Source organism: Mesorhizobium sp. M0898 (assembly GCF_040319695.1).
Classification (GTDB): Bacteria; Pseudomonadota; Alphaproteobacteria; order Rhizobiales; family Rhizobiaceae; genus Mesorhizobium.
This window is the reverse complement of the sequence record NZ_JAMYOE010000026.1, coordinates 1-21,405: the sequence shown is the minus strand read 5'-3', so window position 1 is coordinate 21,405 and position 21,405 is coordinate 1. Positions and strand designations below refer to the sequence as shown.

The window sequence follows — 21,405 nt, the reverse complement described above, 5'->3', positions numbered from 1 at the left end:
ACTCCCTAACGCGCGGCCCGCGTGTGGCGGCCGAGATAATCTTCCACCATTTTCAGGTCGGATGGAAGTACCGTGTATTTTTCCTCGGCGCTCATCAACCCGCCTAGCCATGCAGGCAGGGCAGGCGACACGCCGCTGGCGGCTTCGACGGCGGCGGGAAACTTTGCCGGGTGCGCAGTGCCCAGCACCACCATCGGCACCTCACCCGCACCCTTGCCGGCGGCCACATGCACGGCCGCGGCGGTATGCGGGTCGAGCAGATAGCCGCTCGCCGCAAGTGTGGTGCGGATGGTGGCGGCGACCTCGTCCATGGTGGCGCGGCCGGCGTCGAATTCGGAGCGGATCTTGGCGATTTCGCCGGCCTCGATGGTGAAGGCGCCGGACTGCTTGAGCCCGTTCATGTAGCGCCGCACGGTCGAGGCATCGCGGCCGGACGCTTCGAACAGCAAGCGTTCGAAGTTCGAAGACACCTGGATGTCCATCGAGGGGGACGTGGTCGAAAAGACCCCCTTCATGCGGTATTCGCCGGTCGCCAGCGTGCGCGCCAGAATATCGTTGTCGTTGGTGGCGATGATCAGCCGTTCGATCGGCAGCCCCATCTTCTTGGCGGCATAGCCGGCGAAGATGTCGCCGAAATTGCCGGTCGGCACGGTGAAGGAAACCGGCCTGTCGGGCGCGCCGAGCGACAGCGCGGAGGAGAAATAATAGACGATCTGGGCCATGATGCGGGCCCAGTTGATCGAGTTGACGCCGGACAGCGATACCCGGTCACGAAAACCGTGGTCGTTGAACATGTCCTTTACCAGGCTCTGGCAGTCGTCGAAATTGCCTTCGATCGCCAACGCATGGACGTTTGCGGCGGTCGAGGTCGTCATCTGCCGCTGCTGTACCGGCGAGACGCGGCCGTGCGGGAAAAGCACGAAGATGTCGGTGCGGTTGCGCCCGGCAAAGGCATCGATGGCGGCCCCTCCGGTGTCGCCGGAGGTGGCGCCGACAATGGTGGCGCGCTGGTCACGCTCGGCCAGCACATGGTCCATCAGCCGTGCAAGAAGCTGCATCGCCACGTCCTTGAAAGCGAGCGTCGGGCCGTGGAAGAGCTCGAGCACGAAGCTGTTCGGCCCGGTCTGCACCAGCGGGCAGACGGCCTCATGGCGGAAGGTTGCATAGGCTTCGCGCACCAGCCGTTCGAACACCGGCGCCGCGATCTCGCCGCCGAGGAACGGCGACAGCACGCGGATGGCAAGATCGGGATAGGCAAGGCCGCGCATGGCGCGGATCTCGGCTGCGGAAAAATGCGGCCAGGCGCTCGGCAGGTAGAGCCCGCCGTCGCGCGCCAGTCCGGCCAGCACCGCGTCGGAAAATCCAAGCGCGGGCGCTTCCCCGCGGGTACTCACATATTGCATCGTCACGTTTCCATTGCTGCCGGGAATTTTCGCCCGCCGCGAGGTGGTGGATTTCTGCGCTGGATCAGTCGCATTTTTGCCGCGCGGTTGATATACGTTACCGGCTTTGCGAGAGGGAAGTGCAGTTCATGGCGTTTCATTCATTCAATGGTCGTTTTGTCGCGGGTGTGGCGCTCACCGGCTTTATGCTTGCCGCCGCAGGTTGCCAATCGAGCGACAATGGAATTCTCGGCTTCGGCAAAAAGGATGCGACGCCGCCACCGCCACCCGATCCAAAGGTGCTTTCCAGCCAGTTGCAGGCCTATTGCCCGAAAGTGACGTTGCGTGACGGCACCGCCTTCTTCAATACCTACGCCAAGAGCGGTCCGAAGCCGAAGAAAAAACCCGATGTTGCCGCCGAGGAAGCCGCCCAGCCGGCAGTGGACGCGGCAGGCGTCGATCAGCCGGACGATTCCGCCAAGATCATCTATCAGGCTTCGATCACCGATGTGACCCGCGACTGCAGCCGCGCCAACGGCTCCTTGTCGATGAAGATAGCCGTCGCCGGCAAGGTCGTGCCTGGCCCGATGTTCACCCCCGGGACCATCACCATGCCGATCCGCATCGCGGTGATGCACGGCACCGAAGTTCTCTATTCGCAGCTTCACTCCTATCAGGTCCAGGTTACCGATCCTTCGAGTGCCACGCAGTTCGTCTTCACCGATTCCAGCGTCGTCGTTCCGGAGCCGACGGCGAAGGACTACCAGGCATATGCCGGGTATGACGAGGGCGCTCCGAAAGTAGCGACAGACAAGCCGAGGAAGAAGAAAGCCGCCGCGACCAACTAAGCCGCTGCATTCGTGCCACGGCGGTTGGAGGCGGCCTCTCAGGCGTCCGCCGACCATTCCGACAGCGCGGCGATCACGCTTTTCAGCTCCGCCCAGCGGCGGATGACCGTTTCCGCGCCGGCCTCGGTCAGCGCATCGGCGTGGCCGGGATAGCTGTGCGCCGCGCCGGTGAAGCCGATGACGCGCATTCCCGCCGTCTTGGCGCCGGTGACGCCATGCACCGAATCCTCGATGACAAATGTGTTCGCAGGATCGGCCTTGAGCTTTTCCGCGGCGAACCGAAACACGTCCGGCGCCGGCTTGGTTTTCCCGGTCGGAGTTTCCAGCGAGGAAAAGATACGGCCGGCAAAGAACGGCAAAAGCTGCACCTTCTCCAGCATGAATTCGATCCGCTCCGAGCGCGAATTCGAACAGACGCAGCGCGGCACTGCTACCGCGGCGACAGCCTCGTGCGCCCCGTCGATGGCACGCACGTCGCTGCGCAGCCTACGATCGACCAGCTGTTCCTCCTTGTCGATCAGCGAGGCCTGGAACGGGATCCGGGACTTTTCCTCGACCCGCATCATGATGTCCTTGAAAGTCAACCCGGCATAGACCTCGGAAATCTCCTCGGCCGATATCTCGTAGCCGGCCGAGGTCAACAGCTCGGCATCGATCCGCGCGGCGATGATTTCGGAATCGACGAGCACGCCGTCGCAATCGAAGATGACAAGGTCTGGCTGAGGCATGGTGATCCGGAAAGCGGGATGAGGGGAATGCCGAGGCCCTTTGGTCCAAACGGCTCAGGCGGCGCGGCATACACCAACAGGCCGTGCTTCGCAAATTCGGCGGGCTGCTTCACTGAATATTTACGCTGATCGGTAACCATAACGGACAGTAAACAGTAACGCGTGCCTTGGGTGTCACAATGTCTGCCGTGCGTCTTCTCGACGAGCTTTCCGATGCTCCCCAGCAATCCGAGTGGCTGGATACGATCCTGAAGGGCGACTGCGTCGCCGCGCTCGAACGGCTGCCGGAAAAGTCGATCGACGTGATCTTCGCCGATCCGCCCTATAATTTGCAGCTCGATGGCGATCTGCACCGGCCCGACCAATCCAAGGTCGATGCCGTCGACGACCATTGGGACCAGTTCGACAGTTTTGAGGCCTACGACGCCTTCACCCGCGCCTGGCTGCTGGCGGCGCGCCGTGTGTTGAAGCCCAACGGCACGATCTGGGTTATCGGCTCCTACCACAATATTTTCAGGGTCGGGGCAAAGATGCAGGACCTGGGCTTCTGGATCCTCAACGACGTCGTCTGGCGCAAGACCAATCCAATGCCCAATTTCCGTGGCCGCCGTTTCCAGAACGCGCATGAGACGATGATCTGGGCATCGCGCGACCAGAAGGGCAAGGGCTACACTTTCAACTACGAGGCGCTGAAGGCATCGAACGACGACGTCCAGATGCGCTCGGACTGGCTGTTTCCGATCTGCACCGGCGGCGAGCGCCTGAAGAACGACAATGGTGACAAATTGCATCCGACGCAGAAGCCGGAAGCGTTGCTTGCCCGCATCATGACGGCATCGACCAGGCCGGGCGACATCGTGCTCGACCCGTTCTTCGGTTCAGGCACCACCGGGGCTGTGGCCAAGCGGCTTGGCCGCCACTTCGTCGGCATCGAGCGCGAACAAACCTATATCGATGCCGCCATGGAACGTATCGATGCGGTCCGGCCGCTGGAAGGCGCCAACTTGACGGTACTGACCGGCAAGCGGGCTGAGCCGCGCGTCGCATTCGTCACGCTTCTCGACAATGGCTTGGTGGCGCCAGGCGCCACGCTCTACGACGCCAAGAAGCGCTGGGCGGCAAAAGTGCGCGCCGACGGCACGCTGGCCATCGGCGACAGTGCCGGGTCGATCCACAAGATCGGCGCCGAGGTGCAGGGGCTGGACGCCTGCAACGGATGGACCTTCTGGCATTATGAGCGCAGCGGCGGCCTGACCCCGATCGACGAGCTTCGCCGCATTGCTCGGCTAGGCATGGAGCGGGCGGGCGCCTGACGGCTTCCGAGTTGCGACAGATCGGTTAATGCGAAGGCTCAACCAACTCCTGGAGCCGATTCAAATCACACTTTGATCCCAAGACGCTCAAGGTCCGCCCTGAGCGTCCTTGCATCGGTGAACAGCACCGACTGCCAGCCCGCCGCCTTGGCGCCATCGACGTTCTTCGGGCTGTCGTCGATGAACAGCGTCGCTGACGGTTCGAGGCTGAACGCGGCGACGTGGTGGTCATAGATGGCGCGATCCGGCTTGATCTGGCGGATGTCGCCGGAAACGGTGACGCCGCGCGGCCGATTGAGGAAATCGAAGCGCTCGCGGGCCTCGGCGAGCGTATCTGCAGCGAAATTGGTGAGCATCGTCACGTCATGGCCGCTGTCGATCAGGCCGATCATGATGGCGACGCTGTCCTCATAGGCGTGAGGCACCATCTCGTGCCAGTGCCGGCGGAAATTGCGGATGTTTTCGGCGTGCTCGGGATATTGCGCGATCGCCAGCGCTTCGGCCTCTTCCCAGCTGCGGCCGCGGTCCTGCTCGATGTTCCAATCATGCGTGCAGACATTGTCGAAGAACCATTTCCGTTCGTCGGGATCGGGGATCAAGCGGCTGAAGGGCAGGTTCGGATCATAGTGGATCAGCACTTTGCCGATGTCGAAAACGATGTGGCGGATTTCAGTCATTCTTCTCTCTTTCAACGCGGCCGCTGCTTTTTCGTCGCGCCCGGTATCGCCGCTTCGATTACCTTTTTCATGACGCTCGGCAGCGCTTCCCCGGAAATTTCATGGGCCAGCGACCAGAAATGCCCGACCGGGGCGGCACTGTCGGTGTCCGCCTTGAACACGTCGAGTTCAAGCGCAAAATGGGTGAAGACATGGCCGATGCGTCCGGCCTGCCGCCAGTTGCCGGCGAAGGGGGCTGCCGCTTCCGTGGTGGCGCCGTCTATGCGCGCCGTCCAGCCGGTCGTCGGCACCTCAGTCATGCCGCCGAGCAGGCCTTTGTCCGCGCGCTTGCGCAGAAGGATGGCGCCGTCGCACCTGACGGCAACGAAGGCGGCACCGCGGCGTAAGGGTCTTTCGGCCTTGGGCAGGCGGACCGGAAAGCGTTCGGGGTCGCCCGAGATCGTGGCGCTGCAATTCTCGCGAACGGGGCAGAGCATGCAGCGGGGCCGTCGCGGCGTGCAGATCGTCGCGCCCAGGTCCATCATCGCCTGCGCGAAGTCGCCGGGCCTTGTCGGGGGAACCATGTGCTCGACCTGGCCGCGTATCTCGCCCTTGGCCTCGCCCAGCGGCGTGGCGATCGAAAACAGCCGTGAGACGACCCGTTCGACATTGCCGTCGACGACCGCGACTGGTCGGTCGAAGGCGATCGCTGCGATCGCCGCCGCCGTATAGGCGCCGATGCCGGGCAGTTCCTTCAAGGCGGACTCGCTGTCCGGAAAGCGGCCGCCTTGCCGCGCGACGAGATCGGCACAGGCTTTGAGGTTACGGGCGCGGGAATAATAGCCGAGCCCGGCCCAGGCCTTCATGACGTCTTCGGTCGGTGCCGCCGCCAGCGCCTGGACCGTTGGCCATTTCTGCACGAACGCCCGAAAATAGGATTTTACCGCCTCGACCGTGGTTTGCTGCAGCATCACCTCGGAAAGCCAGACCAGATAGGGATCGGGCCGCGCCCCGCCCGCCAGCGCGCGCGGTGAAACGCGCCAGGGCAAGTCGCGGTGATGCGCGTCGTACCAGGCAAGCAGCCGGGAGGCGATCTCGACATTGTCTCCGGATACGGCCTTGCGGGTCTGGTCGTGCAGTGCCATTGATCGAGGGTCGGCCCTAATCCATTAGTGCTGAAGCTGGAGAACGCACATGGCAGGGAAAAGGCCCTTCGGCAATCCCGTTCCGGTGAGCGATCTCGCAACCGAGATCCTCGACCCAGTGCTGCGCAAACGGGCCGGTATGTCGATCGGACTGGTCCAGTCATGGGAAGAAATTGCCGGGCCGCGGCTTGCCGGCCGCTCGCGCCCGGAAAAGATCCAGTGGCCGCGCCGCATGCACGAGGACGATCCTTTCGAACCGGCGGTGCTGGTGATTGCCTGCGAGGGTGTGGCGGCGCTGCATCTGCAGCACGAGACCGGCGAGATCATCAACCGGGTCAATGCCTTCCTCGGTTTCAATGCGATCGGCCGGATCAGGATCGTGCAGAAGCCGGTAATGGCGGGCAAGGACAAGCCGAAACCCAGTTTGCGGCCATTGACTGCGGCCGAGAAAGCGAAGCTGTCGGGCACAGTTGGTTTGATCGAGGACGGCGGGCTGCGCGCCTCGCTAGAGCGGCTTGGCGCCACCATTCTCGGTCAAAAGAAACCGTGATCTCGCGCTATCGTGATGGTATGCCCGGATTTGGCGATTGGAATAGGGGCGGTAATGCCTTAATTCGCGCCAACTCTCGCTTTTTGTAGACTTTGCATTGCAAAATCCAACTATTGCCAGGTGATTCGTATGATCCGTTCCTTGTCCCGCAGAAACCTTTTGACTTCGCTGGTCGCAATACCAGCGGTGGCGCTGCTTGCCGCCTGCAGCGACTCGGGCGAGAAAGCCGAGGCGCAGGATGTGAAGCCTGCGGCTCCGGAACCTGCGAAGCCGGCCGCTCCGGCCGCTCCGGCCGCCGCGGCGGCGCCGGAGGCTCAGGGCACGGTCGATATGGCAGCACTGCTGAAGCCCGGCGCATTGCCCGACATGCAACTCGGCAAGGACGATGCAAAGGTCACCATAGTCGAATATGCATCGATGACCTGCCCGCATTGCGCGCATTTCGCCGAGACCACTTTTCCGGAGCTGAAGACGAAATATATCGACACCGGCAAGGCCCGTTACATACTGCGCGAGTTTCCGTTCGATCCCAGCGCGGAGGCCGGTTTCATGCTGGCGCGATGCTCCAAGGACAACTATTTCCCGATGGTCGATGTGCTGTTCAAGCAGCAGGCGAACTGGGTTGGTGTGAACAATACCAAGGACGCGCTGCTGCAAATCGCCAAGCTTGCCGGTTTTACACAGGAGTCCTTCGAGGCCTGCTTGACGGACCAGAAACTTCTGGACGATGTGAGATCCGTCCAGAAGCGCGGCGCCGACGAATTCAAGGTCGATTCCACACCGACCTTTTTCATCAACGGAAAGACCTACAAAGGGGCGATGTCGATTGCGGAAATGTCGGCCATCATCGACCCTCTGCTCTGACGTTTCGGCAGCGCCGAAGCGGCGTCGCTTCGGCGTGCGCACTTCTTTGTCTTGCCGCGGGGTCTCCTTGCAAAACCGCGGAACAGCGTTGCGAAACTTGGCTATGGGCCGGCGCGAATGAAGTTCTCGCGCCTTCGCCTGCTCGGCTTCAAATCCTTCGTCGAACCCGGCGAGTTCGTCATCGAACGCGGCCTGACCGGCATAGTCGGGCCGAACGGCTGCGGCAAGTCGAACCTGGTCGAGGCGCTGCGCTGGGTTATGGGCGAAAGCTCCTACAAGAACATGCGTGCGTCCGGCATGGACGACGTCATCTTTTCCGGCTCGGGAACGCGTCCGGCCCGCAACACCGCCGAAGTCACGCTGTTCCTCGACAATAGCGACCGCACCGCGCCGTCCGCCTTCAACGACGCCGATGAGTTGCAGGTCTCGCGCCGCATCGAGCGCGAGGCCGGCTCGCTCTACCGCATCAACGGCAAGGAGGCTCGCGCCAAGGACGTTCAGCTGCTGTTCGCCGACCAGTCGACCGGCGCCCGCTCGCCCTCGATGGTCGGCCAGGGCCGCATAGGCGAGCTGATCCAGGCAAAGCCGCAGGCGCGCCGCGCGCTGCTGGAAGAGGCGGCCGGAATTTCCGGCCTGCATACGCGCCGCCACGAAGCCGAGCTGCGGCTGAAGGCGGCGGAACAGAACCTCGAAAGGCTGGACGACGTCGTCGGCGAGCTGGAAAGCCAGATCGAAAGCCTGAAACGCCAGGCCCGCCAGGCCTCGCGCTTCAAGAACCTGTCGGCCGACATCCGCAAGGCCGAAGCGACGCTGCTGCATCTGCGCTGGACGCTGGCCAAGACGCAGGAAGGCGAAGCGCGTTCGGCGCTGGCGATTGCCACCGCGCTGGTCGGCGACCGTGCCGCCGCCCAGATGGCTGCCGCCAGGGAACAAGGTATCAACGCCCACCGGCTGCCGGACTTGCGCGATGCGGAAGCCGCTGCCGCCGCCGCCTTCCAGCGTCTGTCGATCGCCAAGGCGCAGATCGAGGAAGAGGCGGGCCGCATCCGCGCCCGCCAGGCAGAGCTCGACCGCCGACTGCAACAGCTCGATGGCGACCTTGCCCGCGAGGAGCGCATGGTCCGCGATAATGCGGATATCCTCGAACGCCTCGCCGCCGAAGAAGCCGCGCTCAATGCCGAAAACGCCGGCGCCGCCGAGCGCGAGGCCAGCACCCGCGCGGCTTTCGAGCAGACGGCATCGACGCTTGCCTCGAGCGAGGCCAGGCTCGCCGCGCTGACCGCCGAACGGGCGGAGGCTGCCGCCTCGCGCAACCAGATCGAACGGACGCTGCGCGACACCGCTGAGCGCCGCGACCGCTTTGCCCGCCAGCTTGCCGATGTCGACCGCGAACTGTCGGAGATCGTCTCCAGGGTCGCCGGCCTGCCCGATCCCGCCGAGAAGCGGCTACTGGTCGATCAGGCGCTGGCGCTGCTCGAAAAGGCCGAGGCAGCCGCCATTGCCGCCGAACAGGCGGTCGCCGAGGCGCGTGCAGACGAAAGTGCTGCCCGCCCACCGGTTCAGGACACAAAGGCCGAGCTGGCGCGGATCGAAACCGAGGCCCGCACGCTGGCCAAGATCCTCAACGCCGCCAGCGGCGATCTATTTCCCTCGGTGCTGGAGCAGATCAGCGTCGAGCGTGGCTACGAGACGGCGCTGGGTGCCGCGCTTGGCGAAGATCTCGACGTGCCGCTCGACCGCAGTGCGCCGGTGCATTGGGGCCAGAGCGAAATCCAGCCTGCCGACGCCGCATTGCCCGAAGGCATAAGGAGCTTCGCCAGCGTTGTGCGTGCGCCGGCACAGCTGGCCCGCAGGCTGGCCCAGATCGGCATTGTCGAAGCCGCCGACGGAAGACGGCTGCAGACGCTGCTTGCTCCCGGTCAACGGCTGGTCAGCCGCGAAGGCGCGCTCTGGCGTTGGGACGGCTTCACCGCCAGCGCCGATGCCCCGACCGCCGCCGCGCAGCGGCTGGCGCAGAAAAACCGGCTGGCCGAGCTCGATGCCGAAGCAGTCCATGCCACGCGCGCCCTGCGCGAAGCTGAACAAGCCCTTGCCCAGGCCGAACAGGCGCTTGCCCAGGCGAGCGAGGCCGAACGCAACGCCCGACAGGCCGGGCGCGACGCCCAGCACGGGCTCGACGCTGCCCGCAATACGCTGGCCGAGGCCGAAAAAGCCGGCGGCGAGCTGTCGAGCCGGCGTGCCGCACTTGACGAGGCGCGCGCACGCATTGTCGACAGCCATGAGGAAACGGCGGCGGCATTCGTCGAGGCGGAAATGCTGCTGCAAGACGCGCCCGATCTCGGCGACCTGCAGTTGCAGCTCGAGCAGTCGGCGGCCAATGTCGCCCGCGACCGCGCCGCCCTTGCCGATGCGCGTGCCGTTCACGAGGGCCTGAGGCGGGAGGCCGAGGCACGTGCGCGTCGGCTCGATGCCATCGGCGCGGAACGGCGCAACTGGGTGGAGCGCGCCGAAAACGCCTCGACACAGATCGCGGCGCTCGGCGAACGCAAGGCAGAGGCCGAGGCCGAGCGCGAGCAACTGGCCGACGCCCCCGACGAGATCGACGCCAAGCGGCGCGCCCTGCTGTCGCAACTCGCCGAGGCCGAAAGCCTGCGCAAGGCAGCGGGCGACCGCTTGCAGGAAGCGGAGAACCGCCAGTCCGAGCTGGACAAGGCTGCGACTGCTGCCATCCAGTCGCTGGCCGAGGCGCGCGAATCCCGCGTTCGCGCCGAAGAGCGGCTGACCGCCGCCGACGAGCGTCGGCTGGAAGTCGAGGCGCGCATCCAGGAAACGCTGAACACGCCGCCGCATCTGGTGATCCGCCACACCGGCCTCGAACCCGACAGCCCGATGCCCGAAATGGCCGAGATCGAGCGTCAGCTCGACCGGCTGAAGGTCGAACGCGAACGGCTCGGTGCCGTCAATCTGCGCGCCGAGGAGGAGCAGAAGGAACTGTCGGACCGGCTGGAGACCATCGTCTCCGAGCGCGACGACATCATCGAGGCGATCCGCAAGCTGCGGCAGGCGATCCATAGCCTGAACCGCGAAGGCCGCGAGCGGCTGCTCGCCGCCTTCGAGGTGGTCAACGGCCATTTTCAACGGCTGTTTTCGCATCTGTTCGGCGGCGGCACCGCCGAGCTGCAACTGATCGAGTCCGACGATCCGCTCGAAGCGGGGCTCGAGATCCTGGCGCGTCCGCCCGGCAAGAAGCCGCAGACGATGACGCTGCTGTCCGGCGGCGAGCAGGCGTTGACGGCGATGTCGCTGATCTTCGCCGTGTTCCTGACCAACCCGGCGCCGATCTGCGTGCTCGACGAAGTCGACGCGCCGCTCGATGACCACAATGTCGAGCGTTTCTGCAATCTGATGGACGAAATGGCCGCAACCACCGAAACGCGCTTCGTCATCATCACACACAACCCGATCACCATGGCGCGCATGGACCGGCTGTTTGGGGTGACCATGGCCGAGCAAGGCGTCAGCCAACTGGTGTCGGTTGACCTGCAGGCGGCCGAAGCCATGCGCGAGGCAAGCTGACGCATCAGCTTAATGGTGGTCTCCACCTCGGCTTTCGACTATAGCACGACAAAATGGGCCGGATCTGCCGCTCCAGATGCCGGCCCGGCTATGCGCGTGGAGAAGCTTGTTGCCTATACTTGTCACCGGAGCCGCGGGGTTCATTGGCAGCCACGTTTGCCACCATCTGCTCGACCGGGGAGAAGCGGTCGTCGGCGTCGACAACATGAACGACTATTACGACCTGGCGCTCAAAAAGGGGCGGCTTGCCGGCCTTCTGCCCCATAAGGATTTTTCGTTCCACCAGATCGATATTGCCGAACAGGGCGCGCTTGCAGCCGCTTTGGCCGGGCAAGGCATCGTTAGGATCGTGCACCTTGCCGCGCAGGCGGGCGTGCGCCACTCACTCGACAATCCGCGGCTCTATATCCGCTCCAATGTCATGGGCCACCTCGAAGTGCTCGAATTCTGTCGCGCCGAACCGGCATTCGAGCATCTGGTCTATGCCTCGTCGAGCTCGGTGTATGGCGGCAACCGCAGCGTGCCGTTCAGCGAAGCCGATCAGGTCGACAAGCCCGTTTCGCTTTACGCCGCCACCAAGAAAACCGATGAGTTGATGAGCCACACCTACGCCCATCTGTTCGGCATACCGCAGACCGGCCTGCGGTTTTTCACGGTCTACGGTCCCTGGGGCCGTCCCGACATGGCCTATTGGATGTTCACCCAGGCGATGCTCAAGGGCAAGCCGATCCGGGTCTTCAACAATGGCGAAATGTGGCGCGATTTCACCTACATAGACGATGTTGTGAAGGCGGTTGTCGCCGTGCTCGACAAGCCGCCGGCGGCTGACGTTCCGCCGAACAGGCTCTACAATGTCGGCAACAACCGGCCGGTGCGTCTGGGCGACTTCATCGACATTCTGGAAAGGCTGCTCAAGGTCAAGGCAATCCGCCACAACGAGCCGATGCAGGCGAGCGACGTCGAGAAGACTTACGCCGACATGACCGCGCTGGAGCGGGATTTCGGCTTCAGGCCTAGCGTTTCGATAGAGGACGGGCTGAAGAAGTTTGTCGACTGGTACCGGCCGTACTCGAAGCAGTGATTTGCACCGCTCGCCGTGATGCCTTCAAGCTGACATCTGAAGTGGGGCGCAAGTCGGTCCGCAAAAGCATCATTTTGTCCTAACATCCTGTTAACCACATGCTCGCTGAAACGTATCCGATTAACCTTTGAGGCGCTTATGACCGCTATGTTTCGTGGCTTGCTGTTCAGTATGAGCTGTGTGGATGTGCGGATTCGGGGGCTATTTCGGTTCAGTCCGGGATGCGGAAGCTTTGCTTGCGCGCATGACGTCTGCGATCGCCCATCGCGGGCCGGATGAACAAGGGAAATTCGTAGCGCCCGAGGCTGGACTTGGGCATGCGCGGCTGTCGGTGATTGGAATTGGTGATGGCCAGCAGCCGATGTCCGACGAAACCGGCAATTTGACGATTGCGTTCAACGGCGAGATATTCAACTACGTGGAATTGCGCGAAGGGCTGCTGGCCAAGGGCCGACGCTTCCGCACGTCGAGCGATACCGAAGTTCTCCTGCAGCTGTATGAAGAGATGGGCGAAGACTGCCTGTCGCTCCTGAACGGTGATTTCGCCTTCGCGATTTGGGATAACCGGCGGCGGCGGATGGTGCTTGCAAGAGACCGCATGGGTGTTCGGCCGCTGTTCTACACCAGCAAGGACGGGGTGCTCTACTTTGCGTCGGAGATAAAGGCCCTGCTGACGGTACCCGGCGTCTCGGCCGAAATCGATCCAATTGCACTCGACCAGATCTTTACGCTGTGGGCGCCGATCGCTCCCCGCACGGCTTTCCGCAACATCCACGAGCTGGAGCCGGCAAGCGTGATGATCGCGACACAGGGGCAAGTCACGGTCAAACCATATTGGCACCTAGACTACCCGTATCCGGATAGGCCATCGAAGATCACCAATGAGGACGACGCGGCCGAGGAACTGCAGGCCCTGTTGACCGACGCGGTGAGGCTTCGCATGCGCGCCGACGTGCCGGTCGGTTCTTACCTTTCGGGCGGGCTCGATTCATCCCTCGTTTCGGCACTCGCGGCCGGCATGACTCCTCATAAGCTGCAGACATTTTCCGTGACGTTCGACAGCGCCGAGCATGACGAAAGCGCCTTCCAGACCGAAATGGCGTCAGCACTTGGCACGCGCCATCGAACCATTGCGTGTCGTGCCGGCGATATCGCCGGTGTGTTTCCCGAAGTCATCCGCTTTACCGAGCGGCCGATCATCCGCACGGCCCCAGCCCCCCTCTATCAACTGTCCGGCCTCGTTCGCCAGGCCGGTTTGAAAGTAGTGCTGACAGGCGAAGGCGCCGACGAGGTCTTTGCCGGCTATGATGTCTTCAAGGAAGCGCGGGTTCGCCGTTTCTGCGCGCGACAGCCGGCATCGCGCATAAGGCCACAACTGTTCCGCAAGCTTTATCCCTATCTGCCGGGCCTGCAACAGCAGTCCGTGGAGTACCTGGCTGCGTTCTTCGGAACCGGCAGCGCTGCCCTGGACGATCCGCTATTCTCGCATCGGCCGCGTTTCAAGACCACATCAGCGGCGAAGATGTTCTTTTCCGGTGACCTGCGCGCGACATTGAAGGGGTATGACGCAGCCGAGGACCTGGCCAGCCGGTTGCCTGAGGCGTTTTCCCGGTGGCATCCGCTGCATCAGGCGCAATATCTAGAAACCCGCTTCCTCCTGCCGGGCTACATCCTCTCCAGCCAGGGCGATCGCATGGCCATGGCGCACGGTATCGAAGGGCGGTTCCCCTTCCTTGACCATCGCTTGGTGGAGTTTGCGGCAAGACTTCCGCCGGAGATGAAGCTGAAGGGACTGGTGGAAAAACACATATTGCGCAAAGCTGCCAGACACCTGCTTCCGACGGCCATCCGCGAGCGCACCAAACAGCCTTACCGGGCGCCGGAAGCCCGCTCCTTCGTGGGAGCCGGAGAACTGGACTACGTACGCGACTCGCTGAGCGAGGCGAGTATCGCCTCCGGAGGACTATTCAACGCCAAGGCGGTGGCGAACCTGCACGAGAAATGCCGCTTGCAGCCAGCGTCCGGATTCCGCGACAATGCGGCTTTCGTCGGCATTTTGTCGGCGCAACTGTGGCAGAAGATTTTCACCGGCGAAAAGGTCGGTGAAGCACGAGCGGCCTGAGAAATCGAGGGAATGAAAAATCATGGTAGCAATCAAGGACAAGGTCAAAACCTTTATCGTCGACAACTTCCTGTTCGGCGACACGTCCTACGAGCTTGCAGACACCGCATCACTGATCGAGAACGGCATCATCGACTCGACGGCCGTGTTGGAGCTAGTGGCATTCATAGAGGATGATTTTGGCATAGCCATGGTCGATGCCGACATCGTACCGGCCAATCTGGATTCGATTGACCGTATCTCAGCCTTCGTCAAGGCAAAAGCAGAAGCGCTGGCAGCATAGGCGCCATCGGTGAGGAGCGTCCGTGCGGATCGAACATTTTCTGACGGCGAAGGCCGCTGCCCATCCAGCCAAAACGGCATTGATCACCGAGCACAAAAGGCTGTGCTACAAAGAGCTGGACGATCTCTCGAGCCGCTTGGCCGCCGCCCTTTTTTTGAATGGCGTCAGGCGCGACGACCGGGTGCTGATCTTCATGGACAATTGCTGGGAGGCTGCGGTTTCGATTTTCGCAGTTCTTAAAGCAGGCGCGACTTTCAGTCCGATCAACGCATCCACCAAGGCCGAAAAGCTGGCCTACATCATCTCCGATTGCGATGCCGCCGCGATCCTCACGCAAGCAAGACTGATGCCCGTGGTTGCCGAGGCGTCCGGATCCTCCGGCAAGACGTCCTCCGGCAAGACCGGCATCTTCGTGGCTTCCACCGTTGCTGCCGATAGCCAATGCCCGGCAGGGGCCACATCCCTGGCGGAGTGCTTGACGGTCCAAGTCAGGGAGATTGACCATCGCGGCGTTGACGTCGATCTTGCGATGTTGATCTACACGTCGGGCTCGACCGGCCGGCCCAAGGGTGTGATGATGACGCACCGCAATTGCGAGGCGGCGGCCGACTCCATCACCAACTACCTGCGCAACTCGCCCGACGACATCATCTTGAATGTCCTGCCCCTCGCTTTCGACTACGGCCTCTATCAATTGCTGATGGCCGTCAGGCTCGGCGCCACGCTCGTGCTCGAGAAGTCCTTCGCTTTTCCCCAGGCGGTCTTTGAACGCATCCGCCAGGAAGGCGTCACCGGGCTTCCGCTCGTGCCCACGATGGCAGCGATGATCCTGCAGATGAGGGACCTGGCGCCGGGCTTCCTGCCCAGCCTTCGCTATATTTCCAACACGGCGGCTGCCTTGCCGCCGCCTCACATAGAACGCCTTCGGTTCCTTTTCCCCGGTGTCAGGCTCTATTCGATGTATGGCCTGACGGAATGCAAGCGCTGCACCTATCTGCCGCCCGAGGAGCTCGACCGCCGGCCGGGCTCGGTCGGAATAGCCATTCCGAACACCGAAGCCTTTGTCGTCGACGACGAGGGGCAACGGGTGCCGCCGGGCGTAGCGGGTGAGCTGGTCATTCGCGGGCCGCACGTCATGCAGGGTTATTGGCGAAACGAAGCTGCGACGGCACGAGCCCTGCGCCCGGGTCCGAACCCTTGGGAGAAGGTTCTCTACACCGGCGATCTTTTCAGGGCCGATGAGGAAGGCTTTCTTTATTTCGTCGGCCGCAAGGACGACATCATAAAGTCGCGGGGAGAGAAGGTGGCGCCCAAGGAAGTGGAAGCCGTGCTTCACGCTCATCCGGGCATCGCGGAAGCGGTGGTTGTCGGTGTGCCGGATCCCGTGCTCGGGCATGCGATCGGCGCAGTTATAGTACGGTCCGACCCGGCGCTTAGCGAAAAGGATATCATACGTCACTGTGCACGCCACCTTGAGGACTTCATGGTCCCCAAGGTCGTCGAGTTCCGCCGCGAGCTGCCGAAGACCGATACCGGCAAGGTCAGCCGTCGGCTTGCGGCAGAAACCATGGAGGCCGCGCAATGAATGTTCGCCCGACCGAGGATGCGCGGACCTTTCTGGCGCAGGCTCTGGCAATCGACCTGATCACCGAAACGGACCGTATCGTAACGGCCTTGCGCCAGCAGTTGCGCGGGCTTCGCAAGCGGGGCCTTGTGCTCGGTCTTTCGGGCGGGATCGATTCGAGCGTGTCGGTCGCGTTGGCGGCACGAGCCGTCGGCCCCAAGAATGTGCTTTGCCTGTTCATGCCGGAAAGCGATTCCGATCCCGAAAGTCTGCGGCTCGGCCGTCTCGTCGCCGAAACTTTCGGTGTCGAGGCTGTGACGGAGGATATCGGGGCGACCCTGCACGCAATGGGCTGCTACAGGCGTCGCGACGCCTTCATCCGCGAATTGGTCCCGGAATACGGCGAAGGCTGGGCTTCGAAGATCGTGATCGCGAACGCGCTCGAGGGCCAAGGCTATAATATCTCGTCCCTGGTGGTGCAGGATCCCGAAGGCAAGCAGACGAAACTGAGAATGCCGTTGCCTGTCTATCTCGGCGTCGTCGCCGCTACCAATATGAAGCAGCGCACCCGCAAGCAGATCGAATACTACCATGCCGATCGTCTGAACTTCGCCGTTCTTGGAACCCCGAACCGGCTGGAATATGATCAGGGGTTCTTCGTGAAGAACGGTGACGGCGCCGCGGACGTCAAGCCGATTGCCCACCTCTATAAAACACAGGTCTATGCGCTTGCGGCCCATCTCGGTATTCCGGAAGAAATCCGCAACCGGCCTCCGACCACCGATACCTACTCGCTGGCGCAGACCCAGGAGGAGTTCTACTTCTCGCTTCCCTATGACCGTATGGATCTTTGCCTTTACGGTCTCAACAACGGCGTGGCGGCTGAGGTGGTGGGGCAGGCGGCGGGGTTGGCCGCCTCACAAGTGGAACACGTCTGGGCCGATATCATCGCCAAACGCAAGGCGACGCGTTATCTGCACATGCGTCCGCAACTCGTCGAGGAAGTCGAAGAACTCGGTACCTGACCTGCTTCGAGACCGGCCACGTCCCAGGCCGCCGTCATGGCCGAGATGGGCGGGAAGTTGCCGTTCGTCTCATCTGCGAGAACGAGCACGTTGCGCCATATCCGGACCCATGCCAGTGATGCCGTGAATGTTAAGTCTCGGCTCCGATGCGGACGTTCCGCCCGAGTTCGAAGACTGACCGCGACCGTTCTGCGGCCTTCGCATCGACAGCGCCAATGAGCGGCGTCCCACATCCCACTCCTTGTGTCCATTGGGAGGGGTCGTTGTGGACCAAGCCCTACTACCCAGGCTTGTGACGAAGCCGATCCAGCGCGTCTCGAAGTGCATTGGCGGCATCGCCACGCTCGTCAGGGGACATCAGCTCAGGTTCAAGTTCCAACCTGAAGTGCGGCAGCTCGGTTCGAACAGCACGACGAGCGGCCGCCAAATTGGCCTTCAGATCGATGACGCGGTAGGTGGCGACGGGATAGGCGATCCCCTTGACCTGGACTTGCCCCAGTTCTTCACAGTCGATTGCGTCCTTCACTTGCGCAAACGTCTCGTAGGAAATGAGGATTGCCCCCGGCGGCGCCTCCTGCTCCAGGCGCGAGGCGAGATTCACGGCGCCGCCGATTATCGTGTAGTCCATCCGGTCCTCGCTGCCGAAGTTACCGACGGTGCAGTAGTCGGTATGGATGCCGATGCGACAGCGCAGCGGTGTTTCGATCCCCATGTCCCGCCAGACTTCGGCAAGCTCGCTAATCCGCTTTTGCATTGCAAGTGCCATCTGCGCGCAAGCCAGCGCGTCCTCCTTGACGCCGCGAGTCTCGGGATCGCCGAAAAACATCAGGATCGCGTCGCCGACATATTTGTCGATCGTCGCGCCGTGATCCGAAGCAATTTTCGACATTTCCGTCAAATAGTGATTGAGGAGTTGGGTGAGATCCTCGGATTCCATTTTGTCAGTGGTCTCGGTAAAGCCCGCGATATCGGAGAAGCATATTGTCAGTTTCTTCCGCTGGCTGGCGATCCTGACCTCCTGGCGGCCGGTGAATATCGAGCGATACACTTGGGGCGCCAGATACTTCGCCAGCTTGCTGGAAAGCGCCTCCAGAACCACGGATTTCTCGGCGAGGTTCTCCTCCCTTTGCTTCAGCTCAGTGATGTCCGAATAGACGGCGACCGTGCCGCCGGCGCTGATCCGCCGCTCGCTGATCATGACCCATCGCCCGTCGCCTCGCCGCTGCACCCAAGGTTCGCCAGGGTTGCGGTGCCGCGAGAGGCGCTCGGCGACCCACTCCTCGACCCGCCCCTCGGCGTCCCTGATGTAGCCGCGCTCAGCGGATCGGCGAATGATTTGCTCGAATGTCGTGCCGGGCGTCAGTTCGGTCTCCAGACCGGTGTAGAGCAATTCGCGGTAGCGGCTGTTGCTGAGGACGAGCCGGTCCTCCCCGTCGTACAGAGCGAATCCTTCGGAGATGCTTTCGATGGCATCGATGAGCCGCTGACGAGCTTCCGCAACGTCGCGCAGGTTCTTTTCCTCGACCTCGACAGCAGTATCCCGGAAAAGTCTCAGCGCTTCGGCCATGCGCCCGATTTCATCGCTGCCCGCGGCTGGCAGCGGCGCACGAAGGTTGCCCCCCGCAATCGCGAGCATGCCCTGGCTCACGGCCCCCAGTCGGGCGAGGAGGCTGCGGTCGACATAGAGCCAGACAACCAGAACCGAACTCAGGAGGCTGAGGAAGGCGGAGCCGAGCACAACCGCGGTGCCGTAGCGCTGGACGAGCGCGGCTTCGCGACCGGACGCAGCGATCTCCTGGTCTGCCGTGGCGACCAGGCGATCGACGCCAGCGGTGAGATTGCGCGACAGTCGATTGTTCTCGGCCAGAAGCCTTTCGCCCTGTGCCAGGACAGCAAACTCGTCCTCCCGCGCCTTGGGGATGCTGTCCTCGCCGTCGGTCAAGCCCTTGAACTCATCGACACGCTGCCGAAAGCGGGTCCGCAGCTTTTCGTCGATCTCCGTGGAAACCTTTTCAAGAGCAGTGAGCGAACGGCGTAGCGGAAAAAGGATCAACGCCAGGTCGCCCGGCGTCGGCGCGTTCGCGACCTTCACCAGCGCGTCGTTGACTGCCGAGATCTCCAGCTGCGCCTTCTGCTGGGGGATGTAGGCCGCAATCGCCTGGACCAGGTCGGCCATCGCCGCTGCGCGTCGATCGGGCGACAGCGACGTGTCGGCCGCGACCGCCCGCCATTGCGGGAGCCTGGAATCCATTACTAGGATGCCGGTGGCCACAAGGCGCTGGCTTCCGGTCGTCGTCGCGGCGAGGCGGTTCAGGAGCTCCTCCTTGCGGGCGACCACGTCGAGCCGGGCGACAACAAGAGAGTCGAGCTCCTTCAGGTTGCGCCTCAGAACAATCGCGGCTTCCTCGATCTCGGCCAAAGGCACTGTGCCCAACGTGGCATCCCGGAGGTCCGTGCGCAGGGCCTCGAGGCGGGACATCTCGAGCGCGACGGCAGCCGAGACCTCGCTGTGCTGAGCCCTGCTTGTCGCTGCCAGCACCGATGGCGCGGCAGCAGCGACCCGTTCGGCCTGGCGCGACAGCTGGAGGGAGGCAAGCGCCGACGGCACTCGATCCGTGGTAATTCGGTCCACGACGTCGCCAACCTGGAGGAAGGCATAAAGCGCCGCAGCGGTTGCCAGCACCGCAAGGGCGCTGATCCCGAAAAAGGCGAGCAACAGCCGGCCGCGTATGCCGAGGCGTTCAAGCTCGGCGAGTCGGAACAGTCCGGCCACACTGGTCTGCATCAGACTAGACATCTCAGCCGGCACGCCGGCGATCAGCGAACCCTATTCAACCGGCACGTACTCTCCGCCGCGCCAGACGTACCAAACCCAACTCTGCTTCGTGAGGTCGCCCTTGTCGTCGAAATCGACCCGGCCGATGACCGTGTCGAATTCCTGTTCGTGCAGTGCCGCAATGATGGCCTTCGGCTCCAGCGAACCTGCCTTCGAGACTGCCTGGGCCCAAACCTGGACCGCGCAGTAGCTCAACAGCGTGTAGCCCGCGGGTTCGAAATTCTCCGCACGGAACTGCTCAACGACCGCGGCCGCTTCGGGGCTTCGCCTCGGGTCCGCCGGGAACGTGAAGAGGGTCCCCTCCGCCGCGGGGCCGGCGATCAGGGCAAATTCCTCGGTCGCCAAAGCATCTCCGGATATGAGCTGAACCGTGTAGCCACTGTCGTGTGCAGCGCGAGCAATCAGCGCAACCTCGGCATGATACCCACCCACATATAAGGCGGAGACGCCGGCGGTCTGCAACGTAGCGACCTCGGCCGAATAGTCGTCCTTCCCGGGAATGTATGCGTCGTAAACGGCCTCAGTCACGCCCCGCTTGTTCAGCTGCTTCCTGGTCTCGTCGGCGAGACCCTTCCCATAGGTCGAATTGTCGTGGAGGATCGCAATCTTCTTGTTGCCCCAGCGATCGGCAAGGTAGTTGCCGGCGATGAAACCTTGCGCGTCGTCGCGGCCAATGGTGCGAAAGACATTGGCACGGCCCTGTTCGGTCAGCTGCGGATTGGTCGAGCCTGGGGATATCTCAACGACGCCCGCCTCCTCGTACACTTTTGATGCGGGGATCGAGGCCCCGGAGCAATAATGCCCGACGACGAGCACGACCCCGTCAGCCACCAGCTTCTTGGCGGCCGCCACAGCTTGCTCGGGATCGCAGAAGTCGTCGACCGAGATGAGCCTCACCTTCTGGCCGAGCACGCCGCCCGCCGTGTTGACGTCGGCCACTGCCATCTCCGCGCCGCGCTGTCCCTGCTCGCCGATCCAGGCGAGCCGTCCCGTCATCGCAGCCGAGACGCCGATCAGCACCTCCGCCCGTGCGGAGCTGAACACGGCCGCGAGAACCAAGATCACTATGGCGATGATGCGGTGCATGTGTGCACCCCCTTAACTGTAGCTTACGCCAATCCCGTCAAAGCCGACAGCCCCTTCGGCAAGCGCGACTGTCTCGGGCTGCTATTGCAGCGCACACCCAATTTGGCGAAGCAAGCATACACTGGAATGGCGTGTCATAACTTCGTTCGCTGAGGTCGGAATCGCGCGCCAAATCCGGACGTTACCACTGACCGGAGTGAGCGTCGTGATTGGGTCACGGAGCGTCATGCGACGCTCCCAACTGGATGACGGCAAAGGGTCGATAGTGTTGAAGAAGTCGGCGATGAAGCCGTGGATCCACTCGCACCGAAGCGTCTTGATTAAGGTCGACGCGACCTCCTCGCCT

The 21,405-nt window shown here is 62.9% G+C and carries 16 protein-coding genes; 10 read left to right on the top strand and 6 right to left on the bottom strand.

All coding sequences use genetic code 11. From position 1 onward, the window contains the following. Positions 1-5: 5 nt before the first annotated feature. Positions 6-1,403, bottom strand: coding sequence for a threonine synthase (thrC, locus tag NKH90_RS23140; RefSeq protein WP_352821133.1), 1,398 nt, complete (start codon positions 1,401-1,403; stop codon positions 6-8). A 128-nt stretch (positions 1,404-1,531) separates the two neighbouring features. Between thrC and NKH90_RS23135 the strand changes: the two genes are divergently transcribed. Beyond that, entirely contained in the window at positions 1,532-2,230 is a 699-nt protein-coding gene (locus NKH90_RS23135; protein ID WP_352821130.1) for a hypothetical protein, read from the top strand. A gap of 38 nt (positions 2,231-2,268) precedes the next feature. Here NKH90_RS23135 and NKH90_RS23130 read toward each other — a convergent pair whose 3' ends face one another. Continuing rightward, the gene (locus NKH90_RS23130; RefSeq protein WP_254818468.1) at positions 2,269-2,958 is read right to left on the bottom strand and encodes an HAD family hydrolase; all 690 of its coding nucleotides are present in this window, start codon (positions 2,956-2,958) and stop codon (positions 2,269-2,271) included. Positions 2,959-3,137: 179 nt separating this feature from the next. Here NKH90_RS23130 and NKH90_RS23125 point away from each other — a divergent pair, with 179 nt between their 5' ends. Then, positions 3,138-4,271, top strand: a complete 1,134-nt coding sequence (locus NKH90_RS23125; RefSeq protein ID WP_352621675.1) for a site-specific DNA-methyltransferase — start codon at positions 3,138-3,140, stop codon at positions 4,269-4,271. 65 nt (positions 4,272-4,336) lie between these two features. On the opposite strand, the gene NKH90_RS23120 is transcribed toward NKH90_RS23125, so the two are convergent. Together NKH90_RS23120 and mutY are read right to left on the bottom strand one after the other, a co-directional pair. Beyond that, on the bottom strand, positions 4,337-4,948 hold the full coding sequence (locus tag NKH90_RS23120) for an HAD family hydrolase (protein WP_352821127.1): 612 nt from the start codon (positions 4,946-4,948) through the stop codon (positions 4,337-4,339). Between the two features lie 11 nt (positions 4,949-4,959). Continuing rightward, positions 4,960-6,072, bottom strand: a complete 1,113-nt coding sequence (mutY, locus tag NKH90_RS23115; protein ID WP_352821124.1) for an A/G-specific adenine glycosylase — start codon at positions 6,070-6,072, stop codon at positions 4,960-4,962. Positions 6,073-6,121: 49 nt separating this feature from the next. On the opposite strand from mutY, the gene NKH90_RS23110 reads away from it, so the two are divergent. From NKH90_RS23110 to nadE, 8 genes are all read left to right on the top strand, one after another. Further along, a complete protein-coding gene (locus NKH90_RS23110) occupies positions 6,122-6,622 on the top strand; it encodes a DUF721 domain-containing protein (RefSeq protein WP_023674157.1) in 501 nt (166 codons plus the stop codon). Between the two features lie 129 nt (positions 6,623-6,751). Beyond that, complete coding sequence (locus NKH90_RS23105; protein ID WP_352821121.1) at positions 6,752-7,486, top strand: DsbA family protein; 735 nt, start codon at positions 6,752-6,754, stop codon at positions 7,484-7,486. A 117-nt stretch (positions 7,487-7,603) separates the two neighbouring features. Next, entirely contained in the window at positions 7,604-11,062 is a 3,459-nt protein-coding gene (smc, locus tag NKH90_RS23100) for a chromosome segregation protein SMC (RefSeq protein ID WP_352821118.1), read from the top strand. 109 nt (positions 11,063-11,171) lie between these two features. Next, a complete protein-coding gene (locus tag NKH90_RS23095) occupies positions 11,172-12,143 on the top strand; it encodes an NAD-dependent epimerase/dehydratase family protein (RefSeq protein WP_352470637.1) in 972 nt (323 codons plus the stop codon). A gap of 184 nt (positions 12,144-12,327) precedes the next feature. Next, on the top strand, positions 12,328-14,265 hold the full coding sequence (gene asnB, locus NKH90_RS23090; RefSeq protein ID WP_352821114.1) for an asparagine synthase (glutamine-hydrolyzing): 1,938 nt from the start codon (positions 12,328-12,330) through the stop codon (positions 14,263-14,265). 19 nt (positions 14,266-14,284) lie between these two features. Continuing rightward, a complete protein-coding gene (locus NKH90_RS23085; protein ID WP_352470706.1) occupies positions 14,285-14,548 on the top strand; it encodes an acyl carrier protein in 264 nt (87 codons plus the stop codon). A gap of 22 nt (positions 14,549-14,570) precedes the next feature. Then, positions 14,571-16,133 carry a class I adenylate-forming enzyme family protein gene (locus NKH90_RS23080; protein WP_352821112.1) on the top strand — a complete coding sequence of 521 codons (1,563 nt, stop codon included), beginning with the start codon at positions 14,571-14,573 and terminating at the stop codon, positions 16,131-16,133. Further along, positions 16,130-17,137: an NAD(+) synthase gene (gene nadE, locus NKH90_RS23075; protein ID WP_352821110.1), complete on the top strand. Its 1,008-nt coding sequence runs from the start codon at positions 16,130-16,132 to the stop codon at positions 17,135-17,137. The genes NKH90_RS23080 and nadE overlap by 4 nt, the downstream gene beginning before the upstream one ends. Positions 17,138-17,417: 280 nt before the next feature. On the opposite strand, the gene NKH90_RS23070 is transcribed toward nadE, so the two are convergent. Beyond that, a complete protein-coding gene (locus NKH90_RS23070) occupies positions 17,418-19,922 on the bottom strand; it encodes an adenylate/guanylate cyclase domain-containing protein (protein ID WP_352821107.1) in 2,505 nt (834 codons plus the stop codon). A 42-nt stretch (positions 19,923-19,964) separates the two neighbouring features. Continuing rightward, complete coding sequence (locus NKH90_RS23065) at positions 19,965-21,059, bottom strand: branched-chain amino acid ABC transporter substrate-binding protein (RefSeq protein WP_352821104.1); 1,095 nt, start codon at positions 21,057-21,059, stop codon at positions 19,965-19,967. Positions 21,060-21,405 lie beyond the last annotated feature (346 nt).